We start from the raw sequence: 15,881 nt of genomic DNA, 5'->3' as shown, positions 1-15,881 counted from the left end.
ATGGACACGGCTAACATCAGCAGCAAACATTGGAGCGCGATTCAGGTTTATAAAACCTTGGCGGTGGTCGCTGTATTGTTATTCCCTTTTATCCTTTATTTCAGCACGGCTTATTCGCTGGTTGAGATTTGGAATAGCTCTGAAACCTTCGCCCATGGCTATATCATTCTTCCAATTAGCCTGTGGCTAATCTGGCGCAAAAGAGCGGCGCTAAGCGTAGCAACCGTAACACCGTTTTGGCCGGGATTGGTGCTTATGGTTATGGCTGGCGGCGCGTGGATACTGGCCGATTTGGGTGATGTGCAGGTGATTCGACAATATAGTTTTGTGGCGTTTATCCCCCTGCTTGTGCTGACCGTATTTGGTTTGGAAGTCTTCCAATTAATTATTTTTCCGCTGTTCTTCCTGTTGTTTGCGGTGCCGTTTGGTGATGTGTTGTTGCAACCATTGATTAATTTTACGGCTGACTTTACCGTTTCTGCGTTGCAGATCACCGGTATTCCGGTCTTGCGTAACGGTAGCACTTTCGTAATTCCATCGGGCACATGGTCAGTGGTGGATGCCTGCAGCGGATTACGCTATTTAATTTCTTCGGTAACGCTCGGCTGCTTGTACGCTTATCTGTCCTACAACCATTGGAAAAAGCGTGTGCTATTTGTTATCGCCGCGACCATCATGCCGATTTTAGCCAATGGCATGCGAGCTTATATGATCGTAATGATCGGGCATTTGAGCAGCATGCGATTAGCTGTTGGCGTTGATCATTTGATTTACGGTTGGTTGTTCTTTGGCTTGGTGATTTACGTCTTGTTTTGGGTGGGTAATTTTTGGCGCGACCCAGTTGTGCAAGATGATCCTTCAACGTCCACCCCAGTGGCGACAGTTTTGCCGTTCTCTGCACAAGCCAAGTGGATACATGCGGCAATAGCTACGCTAATTTGCCTTAGCATTTTTCCCGCATTAGTGCACAAAATTGATCAAGCCAACTTTAACCCACAAGTTCCTAACTTGGCGAGTTTTGAGTCCACCTGGGCCAGCACACCAGCGTTTTTGGACTGGCATCCGCTTTATCAGCCTGCCGCATCGGAATTGAATACATCCTTGACCAAAGAGGGTATGCGGATTCAACTAGCGATCAAGTATTACCGCAATCAAGTGCATGGCTCATCGTTAATCAGCAGTGCCAACACCATGACTGAAGATAACGAAACGCATTGGAATAAAACGGTACAGTCAGACCATGTGGAACTCCTTGCCGGCACAGGCAATGATGCGGCGATCAATTTGCCGATACATGAAACCCAGCTAACAGACCATCAAAGTCAAATCATGATTTGGTCGTTTAATTGGATTAATGGGCAGTTCCCGTCCAGTCAGATCAATGGGAAAATTATCCAAACATTAGGCAAATTAACCCTGCAAGGCGACGACGGCGCTGCGGTCATTCTGGCCGTGCCATTTACCGACAATCCTGAGCAAGCGCGCCACACATTGCGCCAATTTTTGAGCACAGATTTTGAGCGGATTCAATCCACCTTAAACGTCAATCGGACACAAAAATAATATGCCGCAAGACACGTTCCCCGATTCTCCGCTCATCGTGCATTTGATTTACCGCTTGGATTTCGGCGGACTCGAATCATTGGTGGTGGATTGCGTGAATCGGATTCCGCCCGATAAGTACCACCATGCGATTGTATGTTTAACGGACTACACCGATTTCGCCAAAAAAATCACGCAGCCGAATGTGCAAATCATTGCCTTACATAAGCCACCCGGCTTGGGACTTTCTATTCATTTCAAACTGTGGAAATTATTTAGAACGCTGCGCCCTGCCATTCTGCACACTTACAATATCGCCGCGCTGGAATATGCTTTTTCCGCTAAGTTGGCTGGCGTTCCTATTTGCGTGCATGCGGAACATGGGCGCGATATGTCGGACATGAAAGGCACTAACTCGCGCCACAATTTTTTACGCCGACATTTAGTGCGCTTTGTGGATCGCTACGTGTCAGTGTCCGCCGACTTGCATGACTGGCTGCATGATATTGTTGGCATTCCATCCTCCAAACAGAGCTTAATCATCAATGGCGTCGATACCGACAAATTTAGTCCACAGCGGGTAGCGCAAAAATCACTGTTGCCTTGGTCGGGCGAGCACTTCGTCATTGGCACCGTCGGGCAAATTCGTGACATCAAAAATCACACTGGACTGATTAAAGCGTTTGCGCTGCTGGTAGAGCAACATCCGCAGTATCTAGACAAATTCCGTTTATGCATTATTGGCGACGGCGGCCTGCTTGCCTCATTAAAGCAGCAAGTCGCTGACGCCGGTTTGACGGACTTGGTTTGGCTGTCAGGAGTACGCAGCGACATCGCCGAATTGATGAGTACTTTTTCAGTATTCACCCTGCCCTCCTTAGCCGAAGGCACGCCAGTCGCGCTGCTAGAAGCGATGGCAACCGGTTTGCCGATAGTTGCTTCCAACGTGGGCGGGATTCCCGAAGTCATCACCGATGGCGTGCAGGGCAGCCTAGTGCCAGTGAACGATTTACAAGCGCTAGCCGATGCCTACTTGCGTTATTTTGAACAGCCTACGTTAGCGGCACAACACGGCGCAGCGGCGCGCCAGCAGGTCGAGAATAAATATAGCTTGAATACGATGATCAGCAGCTACCAACAGTTATACGGCCAACTCTGCCATGACCAACAACACTAATCATTCGGGAAACCAGTCAACATGTGCGGAATAACAGGTCTATTTGATACGTCGGGAAAACGCGCAATCGACCGCGACGTGCTGCACCGCATGAACGAAAGCCTGCATCATCGCGGCCCAGATCAAGGCGATCTGTATTTAGAAACCGGCATTGGGCTTGGACACCGTCGTTTGTCCATTATTGATCTGGCCGCGGGACGTCAGCCGCTTTTTAACGAAGATGGCAGCGTGGCGATTGTGTTTAACGGTGAAATCTATAACTACCGCGAATTGATGGCCGAGTTAATCGGCTTGGGACACGTTTTCCGAACCCGCTCAGATACCGAAGTTATCGTGCATGCTTGGGAACAATGGGGCGTCGATTGCTTAAAGCGGCTGCGTGGCATGTTTGCCTTCGGCTTGTGGGATAGAAATCAGCAATCGTTATTTTTAGCACGCGATCATATCGGTGTTAAGCCGCTGTTTTACTCCTTGCAGCCGGATGGTTATTTTCTGTTTGGCTCCGAACTCAAATCCATCATGACCGTGCCGACGGTCGAGCGCAAATTTGACCCGACTGCCATTGAAGACTATTTCGCTTTTGGTTATATTCCCGACCCAAAAACAATATACAGCCAGGTCAAAAAACTTTGCCCTGGACATTATCTGCTCATCAAAGTTGGTGACACTAAGCTTACGCAAATTCAATATTGGGACATTCCATTCGCGCCCACTGTGCTTAAAAGTGAAGCTGATATTGAGCGGGAATTGATTGAGCGCTTGACTGAATCGGTCAAAAGCCAAATGGTCTCCGAAGTGCCACTTGGAGCATTTTTATCGGGCGGTGTCGATTCCAGCGCGGTGGTAGCTTTAATGGCGCAAAACAATCCCGACCCGATCACGACTTGTTCAATTGCCTTCGACGATCCAGCCTACGACGAATCGGCCTTCGCGCAACAAGTTGCGCAACGTTATAACACCCAGCACCACACCCAAACCGTACGCGATGATAGCCATGCGTTGACGGATTTGCTGGCAAATTTGTACGACGAACCGTTTGCCGATAGCTCGGCCATTCCGACTTACCGCGTGTGTCAGTTAGCGCGTGAAAAAGTCACGGTTGCACTTTCGGGCGATGGCGGCGATGAAAACTTCGCCGGCTATCGCCGCTACCGATATGCCATGGCGGAACAACAGTTACGTTCAAAAATCCCCTCGGCAATCCGCGCTCCAGTATTTGGCGCGCTCGGCAAACTTTATCCCAAACTCGATTGGGCACCGCAGTTTTTGCGGGCCAAAACCACGTTCGAAGCCTTGTCCAAAGATTTAGTCGAAGGCTATTTTCACGGCGTCTCGATCATGGCCGATCGCGAACGGCAAAAACTGTTTAGCAAAGCCTTCCGCGCCGAATTACAAGGCTATGCCGCCGTCGATGTCATGCGCGCACATGCGGATAACGCACCAGTGGAAGATCCGCTCTCGTTAATCCAATATCTGGATTTTAAAACCTACCTACCGGGCGACATCTTGACCAAGGTTGACCGCGCCAGCATGGCACATTCGCTCGAAGTGCGCGTACCGCTGCTCGATCATCAATTTGTCGAGTGGGTGTGGGGCTTGCCATCGTCGCTGAAACTCAATGGCTCGGAAGGCAAATACATTCTTAAGAAGTCGCTCAAGCCGTATTTATCGGATGACATTCTGTATCGCAGCAAAAAGGGGTTTTCCGTGCCGTTGGCGGCTTGGTTTCGCGGCCCATTGAAGCAGTTAGTGCGCGATACCGTTTTGCATCCGCGCATGACGGACTCCAATATCTTCAACCTCGATTACTTGCAGCACGTCGTCGAACAACATGAATCTGGACGCAAGGATTACAGCACTACCCTGTGGGCGCTGCTGATGTTTGCTGCTTTTTTACGGACTAACGCATGAGCGACCCGCAAGCAACGCCAGCCAAAATTAGGCTGCTGACCTTAACCACTCTGTATCCAAATGCCGAGCAAATCAATCACGGCATTTTTGTGGAAACACGTTTGCGCTTTTTGCTCACTAGCGGCCAAGTCGAGGCCAAAGTGATGGCGCCGGTGCCTTGGTTCCCGCTGAAAAATAAGCGCTTTGGGCGCTATGCCAGTTTTGCCCGCGTGCCAGCCAGCGACCAACGATCAGACATTTCAATCACGCATCCGCGCTACGCCTTAATTCCTAAGATCGGCATGTATTTAACGCCGTTTTTAATGGCGCAATCCTTAAAGGGCAAGATCGCAAAACTGATCGAATCCGGTCATGATTTCGATCTGATCGATGCGCATTATTTTTATCCCGATGGCGTGGCGGCGATGTTGCTTGGTAAGCACTTCAACAAACCGGTCGTCATTACTGCGCGCGGAACCGATATCAACGTTATCGCGCAAACCGGCTTAGCCAAGAAAATGGTGTTATGGGCGGTGAAAAACGCCAGTGCCGTCATTACCGTGTGTCAAGCGCTAAAAGACGAATTGGTGAAGTTGGGCGCCTCGGCCGATAAAATTACCCCGCTACGCAACGGCGTTGATTTAAGCCGTTTTTACCCTGCTGAGCGCGACCAGATCAGAGCGGAATTAGGTTTAACCGACTTCACGTTACTCACCGTAGGTTCGCTCACCACCCACAAGGGCCATGATTTAGTCATTCAAGCGCTGGCGTTATTACCGGGCGTTCATTTGATGATCGCTGGCAGCGGGCCCGAAGACCAAAATCTGCGCCAATTGGCCGCTCAACTCGGTGTTACAGATCGTATCAAATTTCTAGGATCCGTTGCTCAAAAAGAATTATTTCGGTATTACAATGCGGCAGATGTCATGGTATTAGCATCGTCACGGGAAGGTTGGGCCAACGTCTTATTAGAATCAATGGCCTGCGGAACTCCAGTTATATCAAGCAATGTCGGCGGCTCCTCCGAGGTCATTACGGCACCGGACGCGGGTGTGTTATTAGCCGAGCGATCAGCGCAGCATATCGCAGCAGCAGTCCAGCATTTACAAAGCAGAAGCCCGACCCGCGCAGCGACGCGCGCGTATGCGGAAAAGTTTAGTTGGGATGATACGACCGAAGGACAGTTACGCTTATTTAAGGCCATATTACATGGTGATTCCACATGCTAAAAATACTGTATCACCATCGCACTAGCTCGAAAGATGGACAGGCCGTGCATATCGAAGAAATGATCGCCGCCTTTAAGGCGCAAGGTCATGAAGTCATCATCGTTGCGCCGGCTGGTCGGGAGAACACAGAATTTGGTGTGGACGATAAACGAGTGGCTTTTCTAAAACGCTACATGCCGCGCTTTTGCTATGAGTTGATGGAATTAGCCTACAACTGGGTGGCTTATCGGGAACTAGTCAAAGCGATTAAATTGCATCAACCTGATTGCATTTATGAGCGCTACAACTTATTTTTATTGTCCGGCATTTGGGTAAAAAATCGCTTTAACCTGCCGCTGATATTAGAAGTCAATTCACCGATTTTTGAAGAGCGCCTGCGCTACGACGGATTCTCGCTACACCGCATCGCCAAATGGTGCCAAAGCTACATCTGGAAGTCAGCCGATTTCTTGCTTCCGGTCACGCAAGTCATGGCTGACATCGTGCATCAGTACGGCATCGATTCGCGCAAAACCTTGGTGATTCATAACGGTATTAATCTACATCAGTTTGAGCAAGCCGCCCCTTCCGAAGCGGCCAAAGCGGCCTTGGGCTTGAACAATAAATTGGTGCTGGGCTTTACCGGTTTTATCCGCAAATGGCACGGCTTGGATAAGGTGATCGACATGCTGGCCAACGATGCGCCGAATTCAGCACGTCATTTGTTAGTCGTGGGCGACGGACCAGAACGCAGCAACCTAGAACAGCAAGCCAAGTCGCTCAATATCGAAGATCGGGTGAGTTTTACCGGCGTGGTGGAACGCAACCAGATTCCCGCTTATGTAGCCTTGTTTGATATCGCATTGCAACCGGCTGTAGTGCCCTATGCCTCACCGTTGAAATTGATTGAATACTTGGCCGCTGGCAAAGCGATTGTCGCGCCGGATCAGCCCAATATCGGTGAGCTATTGACCGATCAAGAAAATGCGTTGCTGTTTAATCCTGACCAAGCCAACAGCATGCCAGAGACGATTAATCGCCTATGCAAAGATCAAGCTCTGATTGAACGTTTGCAAAAAAATGCCCGTGACACGATTGTGCGTAAGCAGTTAACCTGGGATGAGAATGCCCAAAAGATTACTCGCTTGATAGAAGGATTTAAACATCATGCGTGACATTGTCCTGTTCTGTTTCATTCTTGGGCTGTTGCCTCTGGTGCTTAAGCGACCGTTTATTGGCGTGCTGATGTTCACCTGGGTCAGCTTGATGAATCCGCATCGTCTGACCTACGGCGCGGCCTACGCTTTTCCGTTTGAAGCCATTATTGTTGGCGTGACGTTAATCGGGATTGTGATTTCCAAAGAGAAGATGCGCTTTCCCCCCACCACCTGCGTTTTGGTTTTGGGTGCGCTGTGTTTGTGGATGACGCTGACGACTTTTTTTGGCCTAGAGCCCGATCGGGCGTGGGCGGAATGGAATCGGGTCATGAAAACCATGACCTTGTTCGTCATCATTATCTGCTGCGTCAATACCAAAAAAGAGATTCAGCAATTTGCCGCTATTGTTGCGCTGTCGATTGGTTTTTTTGGAATTAAGGGCGGTATTTTTACTGTGCTCACTGCCGGTAACAGCCATGTGTACGGCCCAGAGGGAAGCTACATCAGCGACAATAATGCGCTTGCTTTGGCGTTACTAATGGCACTGCCTATCATTTGGTATTTATGGCTAGAGAGTCGGCAAAAATTTATTAAAATGGCCTTGCTGGCGCTGGTGATTCTGGCCTCCATTTCAGTGGTCGGATCGTATTCACGCGGCGCGATCTTGGGTGGTGCGGCGATTGGTCTGTTCCTGGTGATTAAAAGCAAACATCGCTTCAGCACCGGCTTAATCTTGTTGCTCATCATTCCAATCTGCGCGGCCATCATGCCGGCCCAATGGTTCGATCGCATGCACAGCATCGATAACTACTCCGCCGATACATCCGCCTTGGGCCGCATCAACGCTTGGGGCTTTGCGGTCAACGTCGCCAACTCGCATATTTTAGGCGGCGGATTCGATTGCTTTACCAATCGACAGTTTTTTGTTTTCGCACCCGACCCGCACAATCAACATGCAGCGCACAGTATTTATTTCCAAGTTTTGGGTGAACATGGTTATGTGGGATTGAGTTTATTCCTACTCTTTATGTTTCTAGCATGGCGCACTGGCACTCGCGTCATCAAGCATTGCAAAGGTCGACCTGAGGATGAATGGGCTTCCAATTTGGCCGCTATGTGTCAGGTCAGTATGATCGGTTTTGCGGTGGGCGGGGCATTTTTGACGATGGCGTATTACGACCTTTTTTACGATGTCGTGGCACTGTTGGTGCTATTAGAAAAATTGCTGTTAAGTCCAAAAAGTATCGCGCGTACTTCCAACTTAACGACTCAATCTGAGTTACAAGAGGGATAAAACAGACTATGGGTGTATCACTAAAATATCGGTTGGAGTCGTCGTTGCTTCGACTGTTTGGCGATCAGTTGGGATTGCGTAAAGTCGGTAACGAACGACTGTTTATCTTGATTTATCACCGCATTCTCGATAAGCCAGACCAAATGCTGACTTCCGAACCCAATGTCGATACATTCCGTTGGCAAATGGAAGCATTGGTGCGCAACTTCAATGTAATTCCGCTAAGCAGCGCCTTGGAGCAACTGCAAAATGGCACGCTCCCGCCGCGCGCGGTCAGCATCACGTTTGACGATGGTTACCGCTCAACCCACGATTTGGCGCTGCCAATAGTCAAGGAACTCAATTTAAGCGCTACCGTTTTTATTGCGACTAGCCACCTCGATGGCAGCAATATGTGGAATGACCGCATTATCGAAGCCATCCGTCACATCCAACCTAGCACCATCGATCTGAGCGTAATTGGCCTTGGCGTGCACACGATTAATAATCAGTCTGATCGAGTTACTGTGGCAGACCAATTAGTGCAGGCGGTTAAGTACCAAACTTCCGAACAACGTCTGGCGCTGACTCATCGCTTAGAACAACTCGCGGGCGCGGCGCCTCACGAAGAATTAATGCTCTCGGAAGCGATGATTAAAAATCTTGCTAATAACGGCTTTGAGATCGGCGGCCACACCGTCACCCATCCGATTCTGCTCAATATCTCCGAAGAAGAAGGCAAAAAAGAAATGATCCAGTGTAAGCAAACACTGGAGGCCATCACTGGCAAGCCAGTTAATCTGTTCGCCTACCCGAACGGCAAGGTTGGTTTGGATTACGACCAACGGCATGCACAGATGGCTAAAGAAGTTGGATACAGCGCAGCATTTAATACCTCGATTGATGCGGTATCGAAAAATACCGATCCTTACCAGATTCCGCGCGGCTGTCCTTGGGATAAATCCCCTTTGATGTTCCAGTTGCGGCTGTTGCGCTGGTTGGGACAATAATTGAAAAAGATCAGGGTTTATGACTAGTACAAAAAAATCGATCGGCATTAATTTTGTGACCCAATATCTTGAATTGACCATTCAATTTATTGGCGTCCTGATTCTTGCCCGACTCTTGACACCAGCCGATACCGGGGTGTTTTCGGTCGCTGCATTTTTAATGGTGTTGTTGCACATGTTCCGCGATTTTGGCGTGGTCAACTACATCATTTCCGAAGTCGATTTAACCTCAGAAAAAATTCAATCGGCGTTCGGCGTGGCGATTATTTTGGCTTTACTAGTCGCGGCGATCATGTTGATTTCCAGCGATGCGGTAGCGCATTTCTATGATAATCCAGCGCTCAAAAGTATTTTGCATGTGATGGCATTGAGCTTCGCCGTCTCGCCCTTTGGCTCGCTCTTGTTCGGGCTGTACCGACGCGAGATGAAGTTCAAGACCATCTTCTTTATTAAGATTGCCAGCGCACTGTGCCATGTAGCAGTTGCAACGACCTTGGCTTACCAAGGTTTTGGCGCACTCAGTTTGGCGTGGGCTAATTTTGCTGGCATCTTGTCGTTTGGCGTGGTCGCAAATTTATTCCGCCCCAAGAATCTACCGTTTTTGCCACGCTTCTCTAACATCGGAACGATTCTTTCTTTCGGCGGAATATCGAGCGTCGGTAACGCCGCCAACGCGATCGGCACGAACAGTCCCGACTTGGTCATCGCGAAAACGATCGACATGGCAGCAGTCGGTTATTTCAGTCGCGGTAATGGCTTGGTTCAACTATTTGCCAAATTAATTGCCTCGGCTTTAACGCCTATCGTTCTGCCCTATTTTTCGCAACTCAAGCGCGAAGGCGCGGAACTGAAGCAACCGTATTTATTGGCTGTCAATTATTTGACTTTGCTGGCGTGGCCGTTTTTTGCGGTCATGGCGATCATGGCGTTTCAGATTATTAATGTGCTGTATGGCTCGCAATGGAATGCGTCGGTACCCGTGGTGCAAATGCTGTGCTTGGCGGGCGCAATTACGGCATTATCGATTTTTGCGGGGCATGTGATGATAGCCAATGGTCAGGTGCGCCAAGCAACTTACGCGCAATTGTTATCGCAACCGATTAAAGTAGTTGCGATTGTGGCGGCCTCGCAATTTGGGCTGACCGGCATTTCTATTTCCATTATTGTTGGTGAGTGCATTACTTTTTTTATTATTAATCGATATTTGCAGCTCACCATTGGCGTGACCTTGGGTGAGTTAATCGTGACCTGCTGGCATAGCGCTATTGTCACGCTGTTTAGCATCGTCGGGCCGCTCGCTATCGCATTATTTTGGAGCACCACAAGCGGTAATCAAACGGTGCAATTATTGGTCGCTGTCGCCACTGCTTTCAGCGGTTGGTTGATCGGCATAGTGGTGACCAAACACCCGCTGTACGATCAACTGGCGCAGTTTTTAACGGCGGGCTACTTCCCTCCTCCAGCAACTTTCCACGGCAAATGGAGTTCGGCTGATCTGGCAAAATCGTGCGTCAAATTTTTGCTCTACCAAGTCGGCATCCTGAGCCTGTACCACCGGATTCGCAATAAAGATGCACTCACGGTTGCGATGTTTCATCGCGTGCTGCCGGCTAATCAAATCGCTGACTTAGGCGCTGATCCGGTTTGGACCATGAGCACCGAGACGTTCCGCCAATGTCTGAGATTTTTCCAAAAGAACTATCACGTCATCACGCTCGATCAACTTGCTCAGGCTCATAAAAATGGTCAACAACTTCCGCCACGCAGCTTGTTAATCACCTTCGATGATGGATGGGCCGACACTGCACAATTTGCCCAACCAATACTCGACAACTTTAAAATGCATAGCGTGGTTTTTGTGGCTGGTTCGGTCATCGATCAAGCAGCACCGTTTTGGCAGGAAGCCATTTATAGTTTGTTGATTACAGATTTGGGCAATATCAACACATTAAATTCTGCCTTGAGCACGTTGGGAATCGACATTGCATTTTCGGCCGATCTGCTCAAACAGCCGGATGGTATTCGTGCTGTTATCAAACAATTAGAACCGCTGGCGCTCGATCAACTGAATCGTCTGGCCTCGCTCCTGCATACTCAATCGAACATGTCGCCCGCCATGTTGAGCCAAGCAGAATTCATCCAACTCGCTGGCACGCAAACCATCGGCAGCCACGGGCACACGCACCAACCACTGACCAAGGTAGTTGATCCAGCAACGGAAGTTAGCACTGCCCTCAACAGCTTATTAGCGCATCTGAAGGGAAATGTAGCGACAAATGGCAGCAATGCGTCGATCAACTCGATGTCGTTCCCGCATGGCAGTTATAACCCAACTGTGATTGAAGCCTGTCGCGCTGCTGGTTATGAATTTTTGTTCAGCAGTGATGCCGTGCTCAATCGCACGAATGAACAAAATCCGGATGAATTAATCTTTGGCCGGATCGCCATTAGCGAACTAGAAATCACCGATGAACAGCGCCGTTTTCATCCCTTCATGTTAGCGTTCAGCTTATTTTTGCGCCCCATCAATGCGATCCGCTATGCGAGGGCCGTCTTATGAGCCAAAAGCAATTGACCGCTCGCATTGCCCGACCTAGCGAATTAACCGCGGCTGAAATTGCCGTTTGGGATAATTTATCCAGCAGTCAGTCTAAAGTCGCCTCGCCTTTTTTAAGCTATCAATACGCCTATGCAGTTGAGAAGACAGGCACCAACGTCAAAGTGTGCGTCCTAATGCAAGATGGGCGCAGTTGCGGTTTTTTCCCCTTTCAGTTTGCCAATCCAGTATTACAACTGTTCAAATCGGCTGCACCGGTCGGTGGTCAAATGACCGATTATTTCGGCCTGATTGCCGACCAATCATTGCACATTACGCCGGAACAATTATTAACTCTGGCCGGATTAAATCATGTGAGCTTTTCGCATTTGGACGAATCGCAATTGGCTTTTGGTTTGACGGGTGAACGACCACGTTCCGGGTTGAAAATCGCCTGCCGACAAATCGAGCCGGGTAACGTCCAAACCGATATTTTCAGCAAAAAGCAGGTTAAGGAAAACCAACGCCGCGAACATCATCTGATTGAGGACATTGGGCCAATCCGATTCATTTTCGACCAACAACAACATCGCACCGTGCACCTGCACCATTTAGTCGAGCAAAAGCGCCGTCAATATTCGCGCACCGAAGTGCCGGATGCGCTGGCCGACAAATGGAAGCTGAAGCTATTAGAGCAACTGCTGTACACCGAATCGGCAACGTGCACGGGAATCCTCTCCCAGCTCTACGCCGGTGATCAATGGGTCGCCAGTCACTTTGGGATTTTGGGCAATGGAGTGCTGCAATACTGGCTGCCGGTCTATAACCCCGCAATGGCTAAATATGCGCCCGGTAAACTACTGCTAAAACATATTTATGCCGCTGCACCGCTCAACAATATTCACACCATAGATCGTGGCGAAGGCATTACCAACGGGAAGTCAGAAATTCGTAGCGAAGAACATCGGTTTTACCGCGGCGTTTGGCACAACCATGCGCCATCGGCTTTTATTGTGCGTAGTTTTCAAAGTCTGGCTTGGCGCCTAAACAAATAACATGATGAACCAAGTAAATACTAATCCTGATGAGCAAGACAGCGAATCCGATTTCGGCCTCGATGTGAGCGTTGACGTCAGCGTCATCATCCCCGCTTTTAACGCCGCTAGCACGATCGCGCGCGCGATCGATTCGGTCACGCAGCAAAAAATCGACTCGCTAGAAATCATCATCATTGATGACGGCAGCTCAGATGGCACCGTTGATTTATGCATCGCATTGGCCAATAACAACCCTGCTATTCGGCTGCTTAGAATGCCCCGCAATGGCGGCGTGTCCGCTGCACGGAATATGGGCATACGCGCTGCCAAGGGAAAATATCTCGCGTTTCTGGATGCTGACGATATTTGGTTAGAAGGAAAACTGAGCAAGCAACTGGCCGCAATCACAAGCGACGATTCTATCGCGCTGGTTTCTTGCAATAGTAAGTTTGTCTCGGAATCGGGAGATTTTCTCAAAGAAGGCCATATCAACCGCCCTCCCGTTGAAGGCACTGATGCGTGGAAGACGCTGCTGATTTATAACTTTTTACCGACGCCGACCGTGCTCACACGACGTAATTTGGTGGTTGATTTAGGTGGATTTGATGAAAGCTTGCAGGTTGGCGAAGACTTAGATTTGTGGATTAAATTAGCCTTAATCGGCAAGGTGCGCGTGTTAAAAGACATTCTGATTCACTACTACGACAGCGCCGGCAGCTTAATGAAACGCCACCACGCGCAATCGCAATCCATTGTTTTTCCTATGCTAGAAAAACATCTAATCGCGCAGCAAGATAAATTATCGACCAAAGAAATCCGCAATATTCGCGGCCAACATTCATTCCAAACTGGCTGTAATTTATTTTTCTCGGACGAATACTTAGCCAGTATTCCAGTGTTTTTTAACGCGCTAACCCAAGGCACGCGTCCGATAAAAAGCTTTCTCTATATTCCTAGAGCGTTGTTAATGCTGGTCTATAGCAAACTTAGATCATGAGTTCGCTGGTTTTTAAGCGCTTTTCGATGAATGAGTTGTCGCCAGAATTATTGGCGGCCTGGCAATCCATTAGCAGCACACTTCCGGCGTTGCACAGCCCATTCTTTTCGCCTTATTTTGCCAAGGCCGTCGCTCAGGCTTTGCCGCAGCAGTGCTTTGTGACAGTCACTTTTAAAGACCAGCAGCCAAGCGGTTTTTTCCCGTTTCAATTCACTAATCGGCTATTAGGCCGAGCTGAGCGCGTCGGTCATTATTTTTCCGATTACAACGGCTACATAGCGCATCACGCATTAGATCAAGCTCAGATTCAGAAATTATTGCGCGTCTCGGGCATACACCAATATGCCTTTGATCATCTGCACCAATTGCAACCCCAGCTAGGTTTTAATGCAGAATTCGTGCGCGATGGAACCGCCACCAAGTTAGACGCAGGTTTTGACAATTATTGGAAAGAGCGCGAGCAAGTTGTGCCTAAAGTCGCTAAAGACACGCTGCGTTGCCTCAATAAAATCAGCAAAGAAGTTGGCCCGTTAAGGCTGCAATTTCATTCCAGCGACAGCAACGATTTGAACCAACTCATCGCCAATAAGCGCCGCCAATATCAACAAACCGGGGTAAATGATGGGATGGCAGGCCAGTGGCAACAGCAATTGCTGCACCATTTACACGCCACCCAGCACAATGATTTCAAAGGTGTGCTGTCGCAGCTGTACGCCGGTGAGCATCTCATTAGCGCGCATTTCGGCATCGCCGCAAATGGGATTTTGCATTATTGGTTTCCAGTCTATGAACCGAGTTATTCTTCTTATTCCCCAGGGCGCTTACTGTTTTATTTTTTAGCCCAACAGGCCGCCGACAATGGAATCCACACCATCGACAACGGTATGGGCGCACAGCGTCACAAGGCGGACTTTTCCAACCATCTGTACAAATTAGGCGTAGGCGCAATACGGCGACCTAGTTTGCGATCTTTGATATTGCGGCTTGAGGATTATGCGCAGTTTCGGCTGAATGCAAATAATGATGTTGGAACGAGCTAAATTCTTGCGTTAAAACCGAACTCCTCATTCGCCGTTTTCTTCATTGCAGACAATCGCGCGTGTCTGATTTGGATGAGGTGTAAATGTAGGCGCCTCGAATGCCCATCGCTATGGACCGCTAATTTAGCTGGCACTGTGCTGCGCTTAAATCAGCATTGAACGACGTAAATTTTAAGCGGAAATTTGTCGGTTATTTTTACACTCACAGAATAACAAATCCCTAACCGACTGATTTTAAATAGCATTTATTGCGGGCGCGCAAATTGCTTGATACGACGTCGGATTTACAGACACTCCCCGATATTCCAATCTCAGCTCAACAATAGGCAGACCCAAAATGATAAAAACAATTTTACGTACGATGTTTATAGCAGCTTCATTGCTAGCACTAGCATCAACGGCAAACGCCGCGCCAATCGATCAATCTCAATTATCCTTTAACACTGGCGTACCCTTTGAATTCAGCTTCGCCACTGTAACCAACTATCCATTGGGGCAATCGTTTACAGCCGGTAAAACGGGTTTGCTGACCGATATTTATTTGGGTTCAAACGGCGGCATACAGAACGGCGGAGATACATTGACTATGGATATCCATAGCGGCAATGGTATTGGCGGCGCTTTGCTGGGTCATTCCACCGTTAATGTTTCCTCGATCTGGACGCCAAGCGTTAATCAATGGTTAATCACCATCGACACGACCGCTCTCGGTATCAACGTGGTCGCCGGTAATCAATATACGTTTGACTTTACTGCTGTCACTGGCCCCGGTGATTTGGCTTATCGCGGCATATTAGGTAATACGAATAATCCTTATGCTGGTGGTCGTATCTACACTGGCGCAGGCTACGGCAATCAGCCTAATTGGGACTTGGTATTTGAAACTGCTGTCGATACAAACAATGTTCCAGAACCAGCACCATATGCACTGTTATTGGTCGGCGCGTTGGCCTTAATTGGATTCGCAGCACGTAAACGTCAAGCAAATTAATTGCCATGATCACCTTCGCCTTG

General features: G+C 48.9%; 12 protein-coding genes. All 12 read left to right on the top strand.

The features are described from left to right. Complete coding sequence (gene xrtA / locus E2I14_RS12125; protein WP_133328816.1) at window positions 1–1,563, top strand: exosortase A; 1,563 nt, start codon at window positions 1–3, stop codon at window positions 1,561–1,563. Window position 1,564: 1 nt separating this feature from the next. After that, window positions 1,565–2,719 (top strand): TIGR03088 family PEP-CTERM/XrtA system glycosyltransferase, encoded by a 1,155-nt coding sequence (locus tag E2I14_RS12120; protein WP_133328814.1) that lies wholly within the window; start codon window positions 1,565–1,567, stop codon window positions 2,717–2,719. 21 nt (window positions 2,720–2,740) lie between these two features. Next, window positions 2,741–4,630, top strand: a complete 1,890-nt coding sequence (locus tag E2I14_RS12115) for an XrtA/PEP-CTERM system amidotransferase (RefSeq protein WP_133328812.1) — start codon at window positions 2,741–2,743, stop codon at window positions 4,628–4,630. 26 nt (window positions 4,631–4,656) lie between these two features. Continuing rightward, window positions 4,657–5,838 (top strand): glycosyltransferase family 4 protein, encoded by a 1,182-nt coding sequence (locus tag E2I14_RS12110; protein WP_133328935.1) that lies wholly within the window; start codon window positions 4,657–4,659, stop codon window positions 5,836–5,838. Beyond that, a complete protein-coding gene (locus E2I14_RS12105; protein WP_133328810.1) occupies window positions 5,832–6,992 on the top strand; it encodes a glycosyltransferase family 4 protein in 1,161 nt (386 codons plus the stop codon). The genes E2I14_RS12110 and E2I14_RS12105 overlap by 7 nt, the downstream gene beginning before the upstream one ends. Next, window positions 6,985–8,268: a putative O-glycosylation ligase, exosortase A system-associated gene (locus E2I14_RS12100; RefSeq protein WP_133328808.1), complete on the top strand. Its 1,284-nt coding sequence runs from the start codon at window positions 6,985–6,987 to the stop codon at window positions 8,266–8,268. Before E2I14_RS12105 ends, E2I14_RS12100 begins: the two co-directional genes overlap by 8 nt. 44 nt (window positions 8,269–8,312) lie before the next feature. Continuing rightward, window positions 8,313–9,257 (top strand): polysaccharide deacetylase family protein, encoded by a 945-nt coding sequence (locus E2I14_RS12095; RefSeq protein ID WP_165967820.1) that lies wholly within the window; start codon window positions 8,313–8,315, stop codon window positions 9,255–9,257. A gap of 19 nt (window positions 9,258–9,276) precedes the next feature. Further along, window positions 9,277–11,817, top strand: a complete 2,541-nt coding sequence (locus tag E2I14_RS12090) for an oligosaccharide flippase family protein (RefSeq protein WP_133328804.1) — start codon at window positions 9,277–9,279, stop codon at window positions 11,815–11,817. Then, window positions 11,814–12,848: a GNAT family N-acetyltransferase gene (locus E2I14_RS12085; protein WP_133328802.1), complete on the top strand. Its 1,035-nt coding sequence runs from the start codon at window positions 11,814–11,816 to the stop codon at window positions 12,846–12,848. Before E2I14_RS12090 ends, E2I14_RS12085 begins: the two co-directional genes overlap by 4 nt. Before the next feature lies 1 nt (window position 12,849). Then, window positions 12,850–13,827 (top strand): glycosyltransferase family 2 protein, encoded by a 978-nt coding sequence (locus E2I14_RS12080; RefSeq protein ID WP_133328800.1) that lies wholly within the window; start codon window positions 12,850–12,852, stop codon window positions 13,825–13,827. Beyond that, on the top strand, window positions 13,824–14,867 hold the full coding sequence (locus E2I14_RS12075; RefSeq protein WP_133328798.1) for a GNAT family N-acetyltransferase: 1,044 nt from the start codon (window positions 13,824–13,826) through the stop codon (window positions 14,865–14,867). The genes E2I14_RS12080 and E2I14_RS12075 overlap by 4 nt, the downstream gene beginning before the upstream one ends. 337 nt (window positions 14,868–15,204) lie before the next feature. Continuing rightward, on the top strand, window positions 15,205–15,858 hold the full coding sequence (locus E2I14_RS12070) for a PEP-CTERM sorting domain-containing protein (protein WP_133328796.1): 654 nt from the start codon (window positions 15,205–15,207) through the stop codon (window positions 15,856–15,858). The last annotated feature ends 23 nt before the right edge of the window (window positions 15,859–15,881 follow it).

Origin of the sequence: Sapientia aquatica (genome assembly GCF_004358105.1) — a bacterium.
GTDB lineage: Bacteria > Pseudomonadota > Gammaproteobacteria > Burkholderiales > Burkholderiaceae_D > Solimicrobium > Solimicrobium aquaticum.
Note: the sequence above shows the minus strand (reverse complement) of the source record. Positions and strands in the feature narration are given on the sequence as shown.

What these genes read in the sequence shown, in the direction of transcription:
- xrtA (WP_133328816.1), top strand. Translation starts at nt 1, where the DNA reads ATGGACACGGCTAACATCAGCAGCAAACATTGGAGCGCGATTCAGGTT.
- E2I14_RS12120 (WP_133328814.1), top strand. Translation starts at nt 1,565, where the DNA reads ATGCCGCAAGACACGTTCCCCGATTCTCCGCTCATCGTGCATTTGATT.
- E2I14_RS12115 (WP_133328812.1), top strand. Translation starts at nt 2,741, where the DNA reads ATGTGCGGAATAACAGGTCTATTTGATACGTCGGGAAAACGCGCAATC.
- E2I14_RS12105 (WP_133328810.1), top strand. Translation starts at nt 5,832, where the DNA reads ATGCTAAAAATACTGTATCACCATCGCACTAGCTCGAAAGATGGACAG.
- E2I14_RS12100 (WP_133328808.1), top strand. Translation starts at nt 6,985, where the DNA reads ATGCGTGACATTGTCCTGTTCTGTTTCATTCTTGGGCTGTTGCCTCTG.
- E2I14_RS12090 (WP_133328804.1), top strand. Translation starts at nt 9,277, where the DNA reads ATGACTAGTACAAAAAAATCGATCGGCATTAATTTTGTGACCCAATAT.
- E2I14_RS12085 (WP_133328802.1), top strand. Translation starts at nt 11,814, where the DNA reads ATGAGCCAAAAGCAATTGACCGCTCGCATTGCCCGACCTAGCGAATTA.
- E2I14_RS12080 (WP_133328800.1), top strand. Translation starts at nt 12,850, where the DNA reads ATGATGAACCAAGTAAATACTAATCCTGATGAGCAAGACAGCGAATCC.
- E2I14_RS12075 (WP_133328798.1), top strand. Translation starts at nt 13,824, where the DNA reads ATGAGTTCGCTGGTTTTTAAGCGCTTTTCGATGAATGAGTTGTCGCCA.
- E2I14_RS12070 (WP_133328796.1), top strand. Translation starts at nt 15,205, where the DNA reads ATGATAAAAACAATTTTACGTACGATGTTTATAGCAGCTTCATTGCTA.